Here is a 17,758-nt window from a genome sequence, read left to right as displayed (position 1 = left end):
AACAATAAAAACAGGTAGAGACAGTGAACATCACAGACACGCGAGTCCGCAGTATCCTGATCGCCGGCGTATTGTCGCTATCGTCTTACTCCGCCCAGGGCAATTCTTTCTATTCCTTTGGCGACAGCCTCACCGACAACGGCATTTCTGTGCGTGAACTTGGCGCAGCCATCGGCAACGCGCCTGGTCGCTACCCGGGCGCGGATGGGAAATTCACCAATGGCAGCACATGGGCCGAGGTCCTACCCGGCCTGTCCGGGCTGGCCTTCAGCGATACCAACGGTTATGCAATCGGCGGCGCAAAGAGCGGATATACCGGTTTTGACGACGCCTTGGTGGGGGCGCCCACCGGTTTTCTGACCCAAATAGAAAAGTTCAGCAGTGACGTGGTCAGTGGAAAAAATCCTTGAGCAAAAATGACCTGATTGGCATCTGGATTGGCACCAACGATATTTTCGATGATGCGTCCCTCGCCGCATTGGATACCTACGTCAGCAATATAGAAACCGGCATCCGAACACTTCAGGCACTGGGCGCACATAACTTTGTGCTGATCGGTTCTGATGACGTCTCGTTATTGACAGACCCTTCGCTCGCGGCAGACCCGGCCCTTGAAGCGCTTTCAATTAGTGCCAAGACCTTCAACCAGCAATTGCTGGCGCTTAATATTTCCAACGTTAACATCTACTATTTCGATGTACTGAATTTACTAAAAAACACGGTAAGTGACCCCGCGAAATATGGTTTCACTCATATCACCAGCCTGGATAATTGCGAGGCCAACCAATGCGACACACTGTCCCTTGCGCAACAGAACACCTATTTAATGAAGGACAGCATTCATTACACCGATCGCTTTGAAAGGCTGATTGCGAGTTATATCGCCAATATCATCAATGCTCGAAACACCCTCAGCGTGCAATCGACCATGGTCGGTTCAGCAGGCAACCACTTTCTTCAGCCGCTGATCAGTCGATATGACCTGCGGGGTATCGATATTGAGGCGCGTAATCAGGCTTCACCCTGGACAGTTTTTATCAACGGTGGCGTCGCTAATGGGGCCGACCATTCGCAGATGCCCGGGCCTGGGCTCGCCCCTGGAAAAGACACCTTCAAGAACAACGCCATCAGTATCGGAGTCGACTACCGACTCTCAAGTGAATGGACGCTCGGCGCGGCTCTTAACTACTCAGATATTGAATCGAGGCAAGCAAGCAAAGGTGGCAGCAACACCGCATTGCAGATGGGCCAGGCCGCGGTCATGGCGAGCTTTGCCGCACAACGGACATTTATCAACATGGGGTTGGCCTATGGCGCCGGCCAGTTCGATATCTCACGGGCCGGCGTGTTCGACAACCTGGCTGCCTCACCCAATGCCAATGTGCTGAGTGCCGCAGTACGTGCAGGCCGGTGGTTTCACTTTGAGTCGGTTGAGTTGGCCCCGGTGATCGGCCTGGATTACTGGCGTAGCAGAATCAGTGGCTACTCCGAGCAAGGCGATTCATTACTACAAATGGGTGCGCGCGGCCAGCAATACGAACAACTGAATGCCAGCCTGGGTGGGCAGATAGGAAAGCGCATCAATAGCCACGGGGCATCCGTAGAGTCACTGCTGCGCCTGACCACAGAGCAAGTCCTGACCGACAGTGATCGAACGCTTGAAAGCTTTCAACGCAACGCGCCCAATTTCAACATCAAAACCCCCGTCAACGGGACGGACGAAAGACCATTCGGGCGCCTGAGCGCGCAAGTCGATATTCATCTTCCCTCAGGATGGGGCATGAACTTGAATGCGATGAGTACCTTTGGCAACCGGCAGGATGATCGCTCGATAATGGCTAGCTTTAGCTACGATCTCTAACGCGGTAATGGACCGTGAGACTGGCGATCGCTGTGCATTAGCCCTACATTAGCGGCGATCAATATTGTGTCGAGCATAGCCTATCGGAGTTGCTGCTCTCGACCGAGAGCGGATTTGCTTGTTCTTGATGAGCCCTGCACTCCCCCACCATATCCAATGAGAAGTTACACTGAAAGACACCTTAATCCATCTTGGTCTCTATCAGAAAACGCCGCTCGCGATCGCTCTTTACCTTATGCTACTGGGGGCAAGATTGGGGGCATATTTTAAGATTTCATGTCTGAAAATACTGTCCTAGAGCCCAATCAAAATGTTTTTTGGCGACCCGGACAGCCTATAAAGCAACAGCACCGCCGGGCATCACACCGAACTCGTCACTTCGCTCTGAACAGATTGCAATTCCCCGGGAACCGGCTCATCGCTGGCGATCGGCCTTGGGCCTTGAATCACGGCCAGGCGCCCGGTGCTCGGCGAGCTTTTTTTGCTCTTGTTTGAATTGCTGTTGCCAGCGTGCCAGCGCCTCAGCCCCGTCCGATGCCTGCACCGCCATTGGCACAGACACGATCATCCCGAAAAGCGTCCAGATAAGGAGTTGCTTCATTTCATCTCACCTTCGTTGTTTTAGCTGAAACTGGTTCGGATATCGGCACGCTGGTATTGGTCGAGCAACCGCGCCAAATCCCGGTAACAAGCAGCCAGGTCGCGGGCACCAAGGCGGATCAGTGATCTCGACGTACGCCGGGCCTGGGCCGCGCTGATCGCTGAATCGAAGGCATATCTGGCAATACGCCGATCGCCCGCTTGCACACACCTGGCGATTGACGAATCAGGCTCCAGGTCGCGTGTCTTGCGGTGCAGCAACCTTAACTGTCGACCCAGTTGAAGCGAGACGGCACCGGCCTCATCGGCGCCCGACAGCGCTTGCAGGGCAACCATCCGGTGCTGTTGCGTGGCCTGCCACTTCAGAAGATCCATGCGGTGCCAGCGACGCAGTAACTGGCGCGTGTCTTTGTGCAGCGCGGTCCTCAGGACGTCGGCGTGGCTGGCGGGTTTCCCCGGCAGCAACTGGAAGGCCAGCAGGCAGATAGCGAGCGTCACCATCCAGGCCAGGGCTTGATTCACGAAGTCAGCGAAGTCGTATTGGGCGGTCCCGGCGGTGCCGACCAGGGTGTTGAACGTAATCAGGTAGGCGACGCCTTGCAGGGCATGGCGCGGCCGGGTCGTGGCATGAATCCCGACCGCCCAGAACGCAGCCAGCACCACCGTGAGCAACCCGAACCCGCTGATGTGCGGCAACAGCAGGAACTTACACCCCGCCGCTGCCAGGATTGCGTAGAAGGTTCCCCTGGCAAGGCTCGCAATGCCTTGCTCGGGCGCCGCGCTGGTGGCCAACAAGGTGCAGAACGGACCCAGTACGGCCAGCAAGGTTGGCCCCTGGTCCCAGCCGGTGAGGTACCAGACAGCACCGGTCGCCAGCGTGGCCAGCAACGCTCGCACACCGTTACGCAGTGCAGCGCCGTAGTGTCGGTGAAACCCCACGGCGCGGGCCGGCGGCAGGGGCGCGCGCTCAAGGCAGGCAAAACTCGACAAGGCGCTGGCCAGTTCGGCCAATGGTTCATTCAGACGCCGCTGGCTCGCGGCTGGTTCAAGGCTGGCTTGCAGCTCCCGGACACGATCGGCCGCCACGCAAAACCCGGGCATGGCTTCAGCCAGCTGGCGCAACTGTGCGCCGATTCCAGCGTGCGAAGGTATCGCACATTCGTCGAGCACCACGGCATGCAGATACGCAAGTCCTGCCTGCAGGGTCGCCAGCCTGGCGCGGATCAGCACCGACTCGCCCCGACCAATCCCGAGAAGGTCGTCCACTTTGCTGATATCGATGGCCAGCGGGTCCTGCGCACGCGCCGGCCCGCCGTCAAACCGCACGGCCAATAACCGCAGGGTGCGCGACGAGACGTCGCGAAGTGCCATGGTCAGTGTGCGCTCGACGGTCTTGCGGCTGAATAATGTGGCCACCAGGCTCAGGCTCAACACCCCCAGAACAACGGCCGTGCCCCGCCCGACGATATGTTCGAAACCTTGCTGTGGCGCGACGATGGCGGGCCCCAGGGCCAGGCAAACGGTGTAGCCGGCGACCACCGCCGCCGTGGCCTGGTAGTGCCGAAACACGGTCATGGCGCCGACACAAAGGCCCAGCCATACCCCGATCCCGAGGATAAACAGCAGCATTTGCTGGGCGAACAGGCTGGTCAGGACCAATGCCACAGCCAACCCCACGAGGGTGCCCAGTGCCCGGTGGAAGCCCTTGCCAACCACTGCCCCCTGCAGCGGATGGATCAGCAACAACACGGTTGAGGCGGCCGAGAACGGCGAATCCAGGTGTAATTGGAACCCCAGCCACAGGGCCAATGAGGCCGCCAAAAGACTACGCAGCACATAGCCCGAGGTAGCAGCTTCCCATGCCCCCAGCATGCGCAGTGCACGGAGCATCACATGAACGCCTGAAGCCATTGCACCAGCCTCCAGCGCGGCGCCGTGCCCTCCTCGGCAACCTCGATGCTGGCGGTCATCCCCGCCGCCAGCTCCACACCGGGCGGCACCTTGTCCAGTTCAATCCGCACGGGCACGCGCTGGGCCAGGCGTATCCAGCTGAACGTAGGCGCCACCTGGGGCAAACCACTGTTACTGCGCAGCTCGTTACCGTCGGCAATGCCCCGACCAATGCTCGCCACATGCCCTTCGAGCAGCGGTGAAAAACCCATCAGCTTGATGGACGTCGCAGCCCCCACCCGAACACCGGCCAGCTTGGTCTCCTCGAAGTAACCGGTGACCCAGAAGCTATGGCTATCGACCACAAAGATATTGGTCTCGCCCGCTGCCGCGTAGTCACCCGGCTGCAGCCGCAACTGGGTCACATAGCCGTCGACCGGCGAACGAATCGTCGTGCGGTCCAGATCCAGCCGCGCATGGGCCAGTTGGCTGCGGGCCGCATCCAGGCGCGCCCTGGCCACCGCCAGGTCCCGGGCTGCGTTGTCGGCTTCCTCCCGCGCAATCGCATCGCCGAGCTGGTTGCGGCGTTTGAGCTGTGCACTGCGCTGCTCGAAAACACTGCGCGCCTCGGCAAGCTCGGCCGTGCGCTGTTGCTGGGCAAGCAAGTAGCTGCTGCGATCGATCTGGTACAGCAACGCGCCCTTGGCGACCCACTGGTTGTCACCCACCAGCAGGTGTTCGACCTGGCCGGACACCTCGGGGGCAATACGGATAACTTGCGCGCTGACACGCCCGTCCCGCGTCCAGGGGGCCAACTCATAGGCACGCCACAGTTGCGTGCAGAACAGCAATGCGGCCAGCCCGAGCACCAGGGTGACGAGGGTCTTGAGGATGTGTTTGATGATCATCGCGCTGCCCTCAAAAGCTCAGAACCAAGGTCGAGAGCACGATCAGCGACACAAAGAAACGCGCCAGGCTGGGGTGCCAGGCCCAATCCAGCCAGCGCCGCAGGGCCCGCTCCAGTAGCCCGTACACCAGGGCTGCAACGCCGACGTAGAGCAAGAACGGAGGAATGTAGAGGTGGGCAATCGTGATTTCGCTGAGCATCGGTTGAATCTCGCAGTCGGCAATCACCTTGATCGCCTTGATGAAGATGGTAGGGACTGCAAGGTCGTGCCGATATTGAGTATGCTGCCAGGATATAATCAATTTCAGACAATCGAGGCGGTGCAACATGGGCGAGATGAAGCTCCAGGGCGTTGATCAATTCGAACTGGACAGTTTTGATCAGCCCGCCGTCGCGTTGATGCTCGGCAGCCAGCGCAACGACACCGAATTCCCCGTGCACAGCCACCGCAAAGGCCAACTGGTGGTGGCGTATCACGGCGGTATCGTGTGTACCGTAGAGGATGGCGTGTGGATGGTGCCGTCGGGCTTCGGCGTGTGGATTCCGGGCGGTATCGCCCACAGCAACCGGGTGACCGCCAACGGCAGGATCGGCTATCTGTTTGTCGAGCCCGGCGCCGCCGCGCTACCGGAGAAATGCTGCACGCTGGTGCTTTCGCCGCTGGTCCTGGCGTTGATCCTGCACCTGAGTGCCCAGCCCCAGGATTATCCGCCTGCCTCTGCCAATTCGCGCGTGGCGAGCGTGCTCCTTGAACAACTGGAACTGGCTCCTTCGGAGCAGTTGTACCTGCCGCTCCCCGCTGCTACGCAGTTGCGCTTCATCGCCCGCGGCCTGGCCCAGGACCCGTCAAACCGTTGCACCATGGCCCAGTGGGCACGCCAGGTGGCCATGAGCGAGCGCTCCCTGGCCCGCCTGGTCAAGAGCGAAACGGGCCTGACTTTTGGCCAATGGCGCAAACAATGGCAAATCATCGTGGCCTTGCAGAGCCTGGCCGAGGGCGAGTCGGTGCAACGAACCGCCGAGGCGCTGGGGTACGAGTCGGTCAGTTCGTTCATCAGCATGTTTCGCAAGACACTGGGCTCGTCGCCGGCGCGCTACATTCGCCGTACGGCAACGCGCTAGCCTCAAGGTGCCTCAATCACTGCCAACTGCTCCGCCAACAACCCCGGCAATCGCGCCTGCAAAAACCCGACCCACGTCCGCACCTTGGCATCCAGAAAGCGCCTTGATGGATACACCGCGAAAATGCTCCGCTCCCGTAGCCGATATCCGGGCAACAGCCGCACCAACGAGCCCTCGCGCAGCGCCGGGTTGGCGCTGAAGAACGGCAACAAGCTGATGCCCATTCCTTCCTGAGTCGCCTTGACCATCGCATCCGCGACATTGGTCCTGAAGGTGTCACCCGGCGAAATCGCAATCTCGCCCTCTTGCCCCTTGAACAACCACGCATCCTCCTGGAAATCCTGCAGATGCAACCGTCGATGCTGCATCAACTGCTGCGGATGCTCGGGCACGCCGTACCGGGCCAGATACCCCGGTGCCGCACAGGGCACACTGAACAACTGCCCGATCGTCTGACTGACCAGCGCCGAATCCGGCAACGAATGGGCGATGGAGATCACCACGTCGTGACCCTCTTCAAGCGGGTCCGGGTTGTGCTGGGACAGGGTCAACTCGATGGACACGTCCGGGTATTGCTCGCTGTAGCGGGCAATCAGCGGCGTGATCAGCACCCCCAACCCGCTCATGCAATGCACCCGCAATCGCCCGCGCGGGTTAAGGTGCGCGCCGCTGGCTTCTGCCGTGGCTTCCCTGACGTCTTCAAGAATGTCGCGACAGCGCAACAGAAAGCGCTCGCCCGAATCGGTAAGGCCCAGGCGCCGGGTGGTGCGTTGCAACAGGCGGGTCTGCAGGTGTTTTTCCAGCTCGCAGATCAACCGTGATACGTGTGCCCCGGACAGGTCCAGCGCCTCGGCCGCCGCAGCAAAGCTGCCTGTGTCGACAACCCGGGCAAACACCTGCATGCCATTGAGCAAATCCATCAACATTGCCCCTCGATTGCTACGTGATACGTACGAGTCATTCACCTGTTCCTGTCTTTATCCCGCTGCGGCAATCACTAAAATGAACCCTACTCACAGAGGAACTCATCATGAATATCAAATGGCTCAGCCTGCTCCTGTTTTTCACCGCCGCCGGCGCCATGGCGGCCGGCAGCAATGAAGCGCTGGATATCCAACACGTTGTTTCAATCACGCCCGTGCCGGGCAGTTGCCAGGTAGAACCGGCGACCATGGTGTATCTCGACAGCCAGGGCGCCAGCCACACTGTCAACTACCAGGTCATGGGCACGTGCCAGGGCGGGGTTTAAAGCAGCTTCCAGGTGTAACTGAGGATCAGCCGGTTCTCGTCGATGTCGCTGCGGTAGTTTGAACGGGCCATGACATTGCGCACCCGAATGCCCAGGCCGCTCAATGTGCCGCTTTGCACCACATAGCCGATATCCAGGTCGCGCTCGCGATCCTTGCCTTCATAACCCGCGCCGGTGGTCACGTTGTTACCGGTGATATAACGCACGGTGGTGGTCAGCCCCGGAATGCCCAGCGCCACGAAGTCATAGTCGTACCGCACTTGCCAGGAGCGCTCGTCGGTGTAGGCAAACTCGTAGGTGGGTACTTCGTTGCCCAGCGGCGTGATGTTGGCGAAGACCCGCGGGAAGGCACTGTCGCCATACATGGCTTGATAACCGACGTAGAAGATATGGCCGCCATGCTTGGCCGACAGCAGCGAGAAAAACGCCTGGTTGTCGATCTTGCCGAGCAGTTTGTCGCCGTCTTCCCGGGCATCGTAGTAGCCGAGGTTGGCGCCGAGCGTCCACTCACCCATTGGCTGGCTGTGCTTGAGGCCGACAAAGTCCTGGCGGTAGATGTCCTTGAGTTGGCCATGCCAGTAGCTGACGCTGGTGCGGTTGGTGTTGAAGGCGTAGTCGCCGCCGACGTAGTTGAACCCATCACTTTCAGCGCCGCGTTGCGGCACATGGCCGAGCATGGCGATCATTTTCTCGTCGCCGGCTTCGTTGCGCAGGCGGGTGGTGGTCAAGTGCCCGGCCTGCAGCGCAAGGCCGGCGATTTCGCCGGAGCTGACACTCACGCCCTGATAGCTCGGCGGCAGCAAGCGGATATCGCTGAAGGCCAGCACCGGCAGGTTCGGTTGCAGTTCGCCGACCTTCAATTCGGTCCTGGAAAACCTGGCCTTGAAGGTCAGGCCCAAACGGCTGTAATCATGCGGGGCGCTGCCGTCGCCCTTGACCGGGAGCAGGCCGGTATTGGTGCGGTCCGGGCTGCTGTCGAGCTTGAGGCCGAGGGTGCCCAGGGCATCCAGGCCAAAGCCCACGGGCCCCGGGGTGTAGCCGGATTTATAGGTCAGGATAAAACCCTGGCCCCACTCCTCTGCCTTTGATTGCTTGTTGGCGCCGACGATGTCCGAGAAATCGCGGCTGAAGTAATAGTTGCGCGCCTGCAAGGTGGCGGTGGAGTCCTCGAAAAACCCGCCCTCGGCCGCCGTCGCCGCAAGGGGCACGCCCAACAGGGATAGCCAGATACGTTGTGTGTTCATGTCGTTGCTCTTAGTTATTGTTATCGACAGTTACTGCGCCGGGGCGGCGATCACCTCCTGCCGGCCCCGACGTTCATTCAGCGCATACGCCGTCATCGCCAGCACGGCGATGGCCCCGGGGATGGCAAAGGCCATGAAGTTCAGGTGCAGCGGCAGTTCAATCCCCATCAGCGCGCCGCCCAGCAGCGGGCCGACGATGGCGCCGGTACGACCGATACCGGAAGCCCAGCCCAGGCCGGTGGCTCGAATGTTCAAGCCATAGAGTTGTGCGGCGCCGGCGTACAGCAGGATTTGCGTGCCGATGGTGGTGGCGCCGGCAAAAAAGATCAGCAGGTACAGGACCGGCATCGGGCTCTTGATACCCAGCAGGCTGATGGAGAGCAGCGCGGCGATAAAGAAACCGATCACCACCTTCACCAGGTTAAGCCGGTCACACAGCCAGCCACCGACAAGCGCCCCGGCGATGCCGCCAAAATTCAGCGCCAGCAGGAACGACAGGCTCGATCCCAGGCTGTAACCGGCACCCGCCATCAGTTTGGGCAGCCAGGAACTCAGGGCGTAGACCATCAACAGGCAGCAGAAAAACGCGACCCAGATCGCCGCCGTCCTCAAGGCCAGGCCGTGGCGGAACAACTCCAGCACCGAAGCGCCCTTGCCTTTACCGGCGCTGACGAGCAGTTGGTCTTGCGGGTCGATCCGGGTCTGCGGCGACAGGCGCTTGAGCAGCTCACGCGCCTGTTCCTTGCGGCCCTGGCGAATCAGGAACCCGATGGACTCAGGCAGCCAGTACACAATCAACGGCATCAGTAGCAGCGGGATCGCCGCGGCGAAGAACATGGACGACCAGCCAAAACGCGGCAGCATGAAAATCCCCACGCCGGCCGACAGCATGCCGCCCAGCGAGTACCCGCCAAACATCACCGCCATCAGGATGCTGCGCATTTTCTTCGGTGCGTATTCGGTAATCAGTGCGGCCGCATTGGGCATCAGGCCGCCACAGCCGAGCCCGGCAATAAACCGGCAGATTCCGAACTCAGTCGGGTTGCTGGCAAAACCGTTAATCACCGTGGCGACGCTGAACAAGGCAAAACAGATGGCGATGCCTTTGCGGCGACCGAACTTGTCGGCCAGGCTGCCGAAGACCAGCGCGCCGAACATCATCCCGAACAGCGCATAACTGCCCAGAGCGCCGGCCTGCAGGGGCGATAGTCCCCATTCCTTCATGATCGACGGCAAGACCACGCCGTAGATGAACAAGTCATAACCGTCAAAGATCAACAGCACAGCACACAGGCTGACCACCAGCCAGTGGAAACGATTGAAACGGGCATTATCGATAATCGAATTGACGTCATGGGTACGCATGGCAGTGCTCTCATTATTGTTGTTGTGAGTCAGTGTCTGCAGGTACGGCGCTGGGTCAGCCGAGGTCGCCGCCTCCTACCGGCAAGGTAACGCCCGTGATGTAGGAGGCCTCATCAGAGGCCAGAAACAGAATCGCGCCGGCTTGTTCGTCGATGCTGCCGTAGCGCTTCATCGGGCTGCTGTCGAGGGTCTGGTCGACGATCTGCTGGTACCAGACGCGCTCCTGGTCGCTCTGGGGCTGGCTGTTGCGCGGGATCCGCCGCGGTGGCGCCTCGGTGCCACCGGGTGCGGTGGCGTTGACCCGAATGCCGCTGCCGGCGGTCTCCAGGGCCAGGCACGCGGTCAAGGCGTTGACGCCGCCCTTGGCCGCGCCATACGGCACACGGTTCACTCCGCGCGTGGCTACGGACGAGACATTGACGATGGCACCGCTGCCCTGCTCCAGCATGTAGGGCAACACGCAATGGCAGCACCACAGGGTCGGGAACAGCGAGCGGCGCACCTCGGCTTCGATTTCGTTCTCGGCGTAGTGCTCGAAGGGCTTGGCCCAGATAGTCCCGCCGACGTTGTTGACCAGGATGTCGATACGCCCGAACCGCGCCTTGGCAGCGGCCATCACACGGGCACATTCGGCATGCTGCTCCAGGTCGGCGGTGAGGATCAGCGCCCGCTCATGCTGCAATTCATGCACGAGTTCCGAGCGATCGACGGCCACCAGCCAGGCGCCCTCTTCCAGCAAACGCTCGGCAACCCGCCGACCGATGCCCTGGGCGGCGCCGGTCACCAGCGCAACCTGGGTGTTGAAACGTGGAGTCATGGGGGATTCCTCAGGCGGCGTCGCCGGTGACGATGGCGTTGGGGGTGAACTTCTCGTAGTGGAAGCTGGCGGGGGTGACGCCCTGGTTCTTGAAGTGCTGGCGTACCGCGTCGACCATCGGTGGCGGCCCGCACAGGTACACATCCACGTCGCCATCGTTCAGCACGTCAGCGGCCATGTGCTGGGTGACATACCCCTGCCGGGGGTGAGCGGTCTGGGGGTCGGCCACGCAGGTGACAAAACCGAAGTTGGGCAGGCGTTGGGCGAACGCCTCCAGCGCCTCGACCATCACCAGGTCCTGGTCCCGCGTCACGCCGTAGACCAGCCTGACCGGCCGGGTTTCCTCGCGCTCGGCCAACACTTCAAGCATCGACAGGAACGGCGCCAGCCCCGTACCACCTGCCAGCAACAGCAGTGGCCGCGCCACTTCGCGCAGGTAGAAACTGCCCAGCGGCCCGGTCATCGGCACCGCGTCGCCCGGCTGGGCACGCTCCAGCCAGCCACTCATCAACCCGCCGGGCACATGCTTGATCAGGAAGCTCGCGCGTTTGTCGCCGGGGCGACTGCTGAAGGAATACGCGCGGGTCTGCCCACTGTCGGGCACGCCGATATTCACGTATTGCCCCGGCAGGAACACCGGCGCCTGATCCAGTTCGAAGCTGACTTCCAATGCTGCATCGGCATGCCGGGTAATACTCGCCACCGTCGCGGCAAATTGCGCGGTGCCGGTCTTGCAGGCACCGGAAGGCACCGGCACGGCAATCACGCAGTCCGACTGCGGCACCATCTGGCAGGTGAGCACCTGGCGTTCGCCGGCTTCATCCTCGCTCAGGGCGTCTTCGATGTAGTCGTCGCCCAAGTCATAAACGCCGGTTTCACAGCGGCATTTGCAGGTGCCGCACACACCGTCGGAGCAGTCCATGGGCAGGTTGATACGTTGGCGAAAGGCCGCGTCGAGGACCTTTTCACCCACCTTGCAGTCGATGAAACGGGTTACCCCGTCCTCGAAGTTCAGGGCAATGGAGTACGTCATGGGCGTGTCCTCAGATGTGGTAGATATCGATGACCTGATGGATGTAGTCGTTTTTCAGCACCACCTTCTTGCGCGTGATCAGCGGCTGTTCGGCGCGGATGTCGAGGCGATAGAACGAGGTACCGAAGTACGTATCCGTGGTCTTGTAGCGATGGCTGAGGGTTTGCCAGTTGAAACGCAACTCCACGTGCTGCCCGTCGTCGGCCAGCACTTCGAGGTTGGTGATCAGGTGCGCGGTGCGCGGCTCCGGGGTGCTGGCGCTGGAGCGCTCGGTCTTGATCCGGAACACCCGGTCTTCCAGGCCGTCGCGGCTGGGGTAATAGATCAGCGAGATTTCGCTCTGGGGGTCTTCGGTCAGCGTGTCGTGGTCGTCCCAGGCCGGCATCCAGTACTCGACCTTGGGTGAATAGCATTCGAGCCACTCATCCCACTGGCGGTCATCCAGCAGGCGGGCTTCGCGGTACAGAAAGTCCAGCAGGCGGTCACGGGAAGCACTCATGCCAGCACCTCCTTGTCCGTCGCGATCAAGCCTTGCTGCTCCCGTTCGATAGCGCGTTGCAGGCTCTGGGCCCAGTGGGCGTGCTGGCGCACGAACAGGCCTTCGTCCTCGGTCTTGACGCCACTGAGCTGCGGATTCATGCCCATGGCCCGGGCGTTTTCGTCAGGGCCTTCGACCCACTGTTTGGCGCCGCGACTGAGGTCATTCCACAAGGTGGTCGCGCCCTGGTAGCCGGTCTGGCAGGCGCGGAATTCTTCCAGATCGTCCGGTGTACCCATGCCGCTGACGTTGAAGAAATCTTCGTACTGGCGGATGCGCGTGGTGCGTTCCTCGGCACTTTCGCCCTTGGGTGCCATGCAATAGATCGTGACTTCGGTCTTGTCGACCGCGATTGGCCGTACCACGCGGATCTGCGTGGAGAACTGGTCCATCAGGTACACATTCGGGTAGAGGCACAGGTTGCGGGTTTGGTCGACGATAAAATCGGCGCGTTCCTGGCCCAGGCGCTCGGCCAGCGCCTCGCGATGGGCATGCACCGGACGCACTTCGGGGTTGAGCAGGCGCGTCCACAGCAGGATATGGCCATGCTCGTAGGCGTACACGCCGCCCAGGCTTTTCGACCAGCCATTGGCATCCACGGTGCGCGTGCCTTCGGCTTCGTAATTGCGCCGGCCCATGGTCGCCGAGTAGTTCCAGTGCACGGAGCTGACGTGATAACCGTCGGCGCCGTTTTCGATCTGCAGCTTCCAGTTGCCGTCATACACATATGACGAACTGCCCCGCAGCACCTCCAGCCCCAGCGGGGCCTGGTCGACCATCTGGTCGATGATCACCCGGGTCTCACCCAGGTAGTCGCTCAGCTCCGGCACCGTCTCGCTGAGGCTGCCGAACAGGAAGCCGCGATAGTTTTCGAAGCGACCAAGGCGTTTCAAGTCGTGGGAGCCGTCACAGTCGAAGCTGTCGGGGTAGGCGCCGGTCTTGGCGTCCTTCACTTTGAGCAGCTTGCCGGCGTTGCTGAAGGTCCAGCCGTGGAACGGGCAGGTAAACGAGCCTTTGTTGCCTTGTTTACGGCGGCAGAGCATCGCGCCACGGTGGGCGCAGGCGTTGACCAGGCCGTGCAGCGTGCCGTGTTTGTCACGGGTGATGACCACGGGCTGGCGGCCGATCCAGGTGGTGAAGTAGTCGTTGATCTCCGGCACCTGGCTTTCGTGTGCCAGGTAGACCCAACCGCCTTCGAAAATGTGCTTCATTTCCAGGGCAAACAGGTCGGGGTCGGTGAAGATGTCGCGGCGGCAGCGGAACACCCCAGTGGCGGGATCTTCCTGGACGGAGTCGCGCAATTGTCGGGCGAGTCGGTCGAATGTGCTGATCATGGGGTAGGCCCTCGGTTGTTCTTGTATCAGGCCCCCCCACCTTATGTGCTTGCCCTACCCCTCAATATCCGCTGACTGCAATTCGTTATCCGCCTGGCGCGAGCCGGCGCTTCCACGTTTGCGAGGGCAGCTCGCCAAAGCGTTTGCGATAGGCCTCGGAGAACCGCCCCAAATGCACAAACCCATGATCCAGCGCCACCTCCGTCACGCTGCGCGCCGTGGCCAGTTGCAGCATGGCGTGCACCCGCTCCAGCTTGCGCTGGCGCATGTAGTCACGGGGTGACAGGCCGACCTGGCGTTCAAACAAGGTATACAACGAACGCTCGCTGACCCTGGCGATGGCCATCAGTTGTTCGACGCTGATGTCGTCGGCCAGGTGCTCCTCGATGAACTGACGCACGGCTTCAAAGCCCCCACCCTGATCCGGTCGCGGAATCACCCGCAGGACGTTGCTGGCCAGCAGCGCCAACAGCTTGTTCGCCACAATGCGCTCGTACAGGCCCTGCACTTCGGGTTCGGCGGCGTTTTCGGCCTCATGGCAGATCAGCCCCAGCAATTGCAGGAACCCACCCATTTCGGCAAGTGCGTGGCGCGGCGCCGCAAAACGGATGCCCGGCTGCGGCAACGTCCAGTGCTGCTCAAGGCAGGCGTTTTCCAGCAGGCGCACGGGCACCTTGACGATGAATTTTTCGCAGTCGGCGGAATAGGTCAGGTCTACCGGGTCATCCGGGTTGATCAGCAGCACTTCGCCGGGGCCCAACACCTGTTCTTCGCCACGGGAGCTCGAGCGGCAGTGGCCGTGCAGCAGGATCTGCAGGTGATAGATGGTTTCCAGCGCCACCGAGGTCACCCGCACCGGCGCGCCGTAGCTGATGCGGCACAGGTCCAGGCTGGAAAAGGTCCGGTGGCTGATGCTCGCCTGCGGGCGGCCCTTGGGCGGTAGGCGGATGCAGTGGCTGCCGACATGCTGGTTGACGTAGTCGGACACGGCATAGGCATCTGCACGGTCGAAAATCTGGCTGCGCTCACTCAATAGCACGGTCATGGTTGCGCCTTTTATTGTTATGGGCCCTGCGTATGTACTTCACCGCAGAGTGATGCGGGGGACGCAAACCGTCCAATATTCAATAGGTGTTGCGTCATACCCCGAAGGTATCGTGGGTTCACTTTCGCTGCAAAACCGACTCACCGGCCTGGGGCGGCAGCCGCAGGTTATCCAGCAGCGCCACGCCGGCGATCACCGCCACTAGAAGAAACGTCAGCTGGAAATCGGCGGTGGCGGCCTGCCCGGTATTGCCGTGAAAATTCATGGCAAAACGTAACAACAGCGCGCCAATCGCAACGCCCATGGCCATGCTCAACTGGAAGAACATGCTGAACAAGGTTGAGGCGTCGCTCATCTGCGCCTTGGGTATATCGGCGAACCCCAGGGTATTGAACAAGGTGAACTGCATGGAGCGTGACAGGCCACCCACGAACAGAATGAACAGGATCAGCGTCCAGCTCATGCGCTCGTCCAGCAGCGCACAGGCCGCAATCGCGAGCACGCCAAGGATGCCGTTGATCATCAGCACCGAGCGAAAGCCCCAGCGCTGCATCACCGCCGTGGTGAACGGCTTCATCGCCAGGTTGCCGGCAAATACCGCGAGCACCAGCAACCCCGCATCGAATGCAGAAAGGCCGAACGCCAGTTGAAACATCAGCGGCAGCAGGAACGGCAAGGTGCTGATGGCCACCCGGAAAATCGACCCGCCGCACAGGCACACACTGAACGTGCGCACACTCACCACACCCAGCGCCAGCAATGGTTGGGCATGCCGGCGCATATGGCGCCAGGCAAAGGCGCCGAGCATTACGCCTGCAGCGCTGAGTAACAGGCCCTGCAACAAGCTGCCACGGCTTTGCCCGAGCAGTTCCACGCCGTACAACAGCGCCGCGCTGGCGACACCCACCAGCAGGAAGCCGCTGAAATCGAATGAGCGGGACGTGACCTCGTCGTGTTTGGGGATCAGTACCAGCGTGGCAATCAGCGCCAGCAGGCCCAGCGGCAGGTTGAGGTAGAAAATCCACGGCCAGGACGCGTGGGTAACGATAAACCCGCCCACAGGCGGCCCGAGTATCGGCGCCACCAGGCCGGGCCAGGTGATGAATGAAATCGCCCGCACCAGGTCTTTTTTCTCGGTAGCCCGCAGCACCGCCAGGCGCCCCACCGGCACCATCATCGCGCCGCTGATGCCCTGCAACACGCGCGCGGCGACGAAGGTCTGCAGGCTGTCGCTCCACCCGCACAGCAGTGACGACAGGCTGAACAGCACGATTGCCCAACCGAATACCCGCCGCGAGCCAAAGCGGTCGGCCAGCCAGCCGCTGATGGGAATGAACACCGCGACGGCGACCATGTAGGCGCTCATACCGATGTTCACGTCCACCGCGCCCACGCCGAAGGTTTTGGCGATGTCCGGCAACGCGGTCGCGATCACGGTGGCATCGAGGTTCTCCATGAAGAAGGTGACGGCGACCAACAAGGCAATCAGGGTTGAGCGGCGTTGGGAGGTCGACGTCATTGCTGTTCACTCATGGTTTCGAATCGGCACTTTATCAATAAGCGGGTTTTTAATGCGCGGCCTCACGGCACGGGCGCCAGTATATTCAGTGCATTGGTGATTTCTGATCACAAGACCTTTTCCGCAATCGACGTTTTGCTCACGCAAGGCTGAAGGGATACTACCGGTCTAACGTGTGGCGCATCCATGACCACGCAACGACGTTCATGAGGACTCACAATGCACGCTGATTTCGCCGCCTGGTCCTGGACCGCTGGCAAAGGCATCGACGGTTTACAACTGATCCGCAAACTTCTCGTGCAACCTGGCCCGGGCGAAGTCCTGGTGGCCAACCACGCCGTGGCGTTGAACCCCGTCGACTGGAAAATCATCGAGTGGGGTCACCCGGCATGGAAAACCGGCCACGTGCCGGGCGTGGATGGCATGGGCGTCGTCGTCGCGGCCGGCACCGGTGTGCAGATCAAGCCTGGTACCCGTGTGGCCTACCACCAATCGCTGGATCGCGACGGCAGTTTCGCCGAGTTTTGCCTGCTGGATGCCGCAACTGTGCTGGTGGTGCCAGCGGCACTCGACGATGGCGCCGCGGCGTCCTTGCCTTGCCCAGGTCTGACCGCGTGGCAGGCCCTCGACAAAGTGCCCGCGGCCAGTTCCCGCGATGTATTGGTGGTGGGCGCTGGGGGCGCCGTAGGTTTGTTGCTGGTGCAACTGGCGGCACAGCGCGGGTTTCGAGTATGGGCCACCGCTTCCACCGCTCACCATTCACGCTTGAAAGCACTGGGCGCCGTGGGGGTTTTCGACTACCGCGACGCGAAGTGGCAGCAAGAGCTAGAGGCCGTCCTGGGCGAGCGTCGCCTGTACGCTGTGTTTGACACGGTCAGCGGCGAACATGCGGCGAGCCTCGCGCCGTTGCTGGGTTACAACGGTCACCTGGTGTGCATTCAGGATCGTCAGGAAGCGGCGCCATTGCCCGCGTTCAGCACCGCTATTTCCTTGCATGAAGTGGCGCTCAACAGCTTTCATGCCCACGCCAGCCAGCACGATCGACAGGTGCTGCGGCGAAATGGCGAACGGCTACTCGGCGGTTTGCTGGACGCCAGCCTGGTGGCGCCCAAGCGCCAAGCCTTCGACTTCCATGAGCTGCCGCAAGCGTTGCGGGCGCTCAAGCAAGGCGCCGACGGTGGCAAATGGATTGCCCACTTGAGCCCCTCCGACACCCCCCGGTAAAAACCAAAAC

The 17,758-nt window shown here is 61.3% G+C and carries 18 protein-coding genes; 5 read left to right on the top strand and 13 right to left on the bottom strand.

Going from position 1 to position 17,758, the window contains the following annotated elements:
* Positions 1-23 precede the first annotated feature (23 nt).
* Both HX814_RS27655 and HX814_RS27650 read left to right on the top strand, forming a co-directional pair.
* Complete coding sequence (locus HX814_RS27655; RefSeq protein WP_177009966.1) at positions 24-410, top strand: hypothetical protein; 387 nt, start codon at positions 24-26, stop codon at positions 408-410.
* Positions 407-1,861: an autotransporter domain-containing protein gene (locus HX814_RS27650; RefSeq protein WP_177009965.1), complete on the top strand. Its 1,455-nt coding sequence runs from the start codon at positions 407-409 to the stop codon at positions 1,859-1,861. The genes HX814_RS27655 and HX814_RS27650 overlap by 4 nt, the downstream gene beginning before the upstream one ends.
* Positions 1,862-2,276: 415 nt before the next feature.
* Here HX814_RS27650 and HX814_RS27645 read toward each other — a convergent pair whose 3' ends face one another.
* Genes HX814_RS27645 through HX814_RS31815 form a run of 4 tightly spaced genes read right to left on the bottom strand, consistent with a single transcriptional unit; the run spans position 2,277 to position 5,458 of the window.
* A complete protein-coding gene (locus tag HX814_RS27645; protein WP_003217145.1) occupies positions 2,277-2,462 on the bottom strand; it encodes a hypothetical protein in 186 nt (61 codons plus the stop codon).
* 20 nt (positions 2,463-2,482) lie between these two features.
* Positions 2,483-4,351, bottom strand: a complete 1,869-nt coding sequence (locus tag HX814_RS27640) for an FUSC family protein (protein WP_177009964.1) — start codon at positions 4,349-4,351, stop codon at positions 2,483-2,485.
* Complete coding sequence (locus HX814_RS27635) at positions 4,351-5,259, bottom strand: HlyD family secretion protein (protein ID WP_177009963.1); 909 nt, start codon at positions 5,257-5,259, stop codon at positions 4,351-4,353. Before HX814_RS27635 ends, HX814_RS27640 begins: the two co-directional genes overlap by 1 nt.
* Positions 5,260-5,269: 10 nt before the next feature.
* Positions 5,270-5,458: a DUF1656 domain-containing protein gene (locus HX814_RS31815; protein WP_032899212.1), complete on the bottom strand. Its 189-nt coding sequence runs from the start codon at positions 5,456-5,458 to the stop codon at positions 5,270-5,272.
* A 127-nt stretch (positions 5,459-5,585) separates the two neighbouring features.
* Between HX814_RS31815 and HX814_RS27625 the strand changes: the two genes are divergently transcribed.
* Positions 5,586-6,380, top strand: coding sequence for a helix-turn-helix domain-containing protein (locus HX814_RS27625; RefSeq protein WP_003217152.1), 795 nt, complete (start codon positions 5,586-5,588; stop codon positions 6,378-6,380).
* A 2-nt stretch (positions 6,381-6,382) separates the two neighbouring features.
* Here HX814_RS27625 and HX814_RS27620 read toward each other — a convergent pair whose 3' ends face one another.
* A complete protein-coding gene (locus HX814_RS27620; protein ID WP_087694537.1) occupies positions 6,383-7,300 on the bottom strand; it encodes a LysR family transcriptional regulator in 918 nt (305 codons plus the stop codon).
* A gap of 110 nt (positions 7,301-7,410) precedes the next feature.
* Here HX814_RS27620 and HX814_RS27615 point away from each other — a divergent pair, with 110 nt between their 5' ends.
* Complete coding sequence (locus tag HX814_RS27615) at positions 7,411-7,629, top strand: DUF2790 domain-containing protein (RefSeq protein ID WP_102369131.1); 219 nt, start codon at positions 7,411-7,413, stop codon at positions 7,627-7,629.
* Here HX814_RS27615 and HX814_RS27610 read toward each other — a convergent pair.
* From HX814_RS27610 to HX814_RS27575, 8 genes are all read right to left on the bottom strand, one after another.
* On the bottom strand, positions 7,626-8,873 hold the full coding sequence (locus HX814_RS27610; protein WP_102604629.1) for an OprD family porin: 1,248 nt from the start codon (positions 8,871-8,873) through the stop codon (positions 7,626-7,628). The two genes, HX814_RS27615 and HX814_RS27610, sit on opposite strands and share 4 nt — an antisense overlap.
* 30 nt (positions 8,874-8,903) lie before the next feature.
* Complete coding sequence (locus HX814_RS27605) at positions 8,904-10,238, bottom strand: MFS transporter (protein ID WP_177009962.1); 1,335 nt, start codon at positions 10,236-10,238, stop codon at positions 8,904-8,906.
* A 55-nt stretch (positions 10,239-10,293) separates the two neighbouring features.
* On the bottom strand, positions 10,294-11,055 hold the full coding sequence (locus tag HX814_RS27600; RefSeq protein ID WP_008433831.1) for a 1,6-dihydroxycyclohexa-2,4-diene-1-carboxylate dehydrogenase: 762 nt from the start codon (positions 11,053-11,055) through the stop codon (positions 10,294-10,296).
* Between the two features lie 10 nt (positions 11,056-11,065).
* On the bottom strand, positions 11,066-12,088 hold the full coding sequence (benC, locus tag HX814_RS27595) for a benzoate 1,2-dioxygenase electron transfer component BenC (RefSeq protein WP_177009961.1): 1,023 nt from the start codon (positions 12,086-12,088) through the stop codon (positions 11,066-11,068).
* Between the two features lie 10 nt (positions 12,089-12,098).
* Positions 12,099-12,587: a benzoate 1,2-dioxygenase small subunit gene (gene benB / locus HX814_RS27590; RefSeq protein WP_008433833.1), complete on the bottom strand. Its 489-nt coding sequence runs from the start codon at positions 12,585-12,587 to the stop codon at positions 12,099-12,101.
* A complete protein-coding gene (locus tag HX814_RS27585; RefSeq protein WP_003210841.1) occupies positions 12,584-13,960 on the bottom strand; it encodes a Rieske 2Fe-2S domain-containing protein in 1,377 nt (458 codons plus the stop codon). Before HX814_RS27585 ends, benB begins: the two co-directional genes overlap by 4 nt.
* 85 nt (positions 13,961-14,045) lie before the next feature.
* Positions 14,046-15,005, bottom strand: a complete 960-nt coding sequence (locus tag HX814_RS27580) for an AraC family transcriptional regulator (protein ID WP_008433834.1) — start codon at positions 15,003-15,005, stop codon at positions 14,046-14,048.
* Between the two features lie 118 nt (positions 15,006-15,123).
* Positions 15,124-16,524: a DHA2 family efflux MFS transporter permease subunit gene (locus tag HX814_RS27575; protein ID WP_177009960.1), complete on the bottom strand. Its 1,401-nt coding sequence runs from the start codon at positions 16,522-16,524 to the stop codon at positions 15,124-15,126.
* A gap of 219 nt (positions 16,525-16,743) precedes the next feature.
* Here HX814_RS27575 and HX814_RS27570 point away from each other — a divergent pair, with 219 nt between their 5' ends.
* Positions 16,744-17,748 (top strand): zinc-binding dehydrogenase, encoded by a 1,005-nt coding sequence (locus HX814_RS27570; RefSeq protein WP_177009959.1) that lies wholly within the window; start codon positions 16,744-16,746, stop codon positions 17,746-17,748.
* The last annotated feature ends 10 nt before the right edge of the window (positions 17,749-17,758 follow it).

It is taken from the genome of Pseudomonas sp. C8002, assembly GCF_013385765.1.
Classification (GTDB): Bacteria; Pseudomonadota; Gammaproteobacteria; order Pseudomonadales; family Pseudomonadaceae; genus Aquipseudomonas.
The sequence above is the reverse complement of the archived record's forward strand: the minus strand, read 5'-3'. Positions and strand labels throughout refer to the sequence as shown.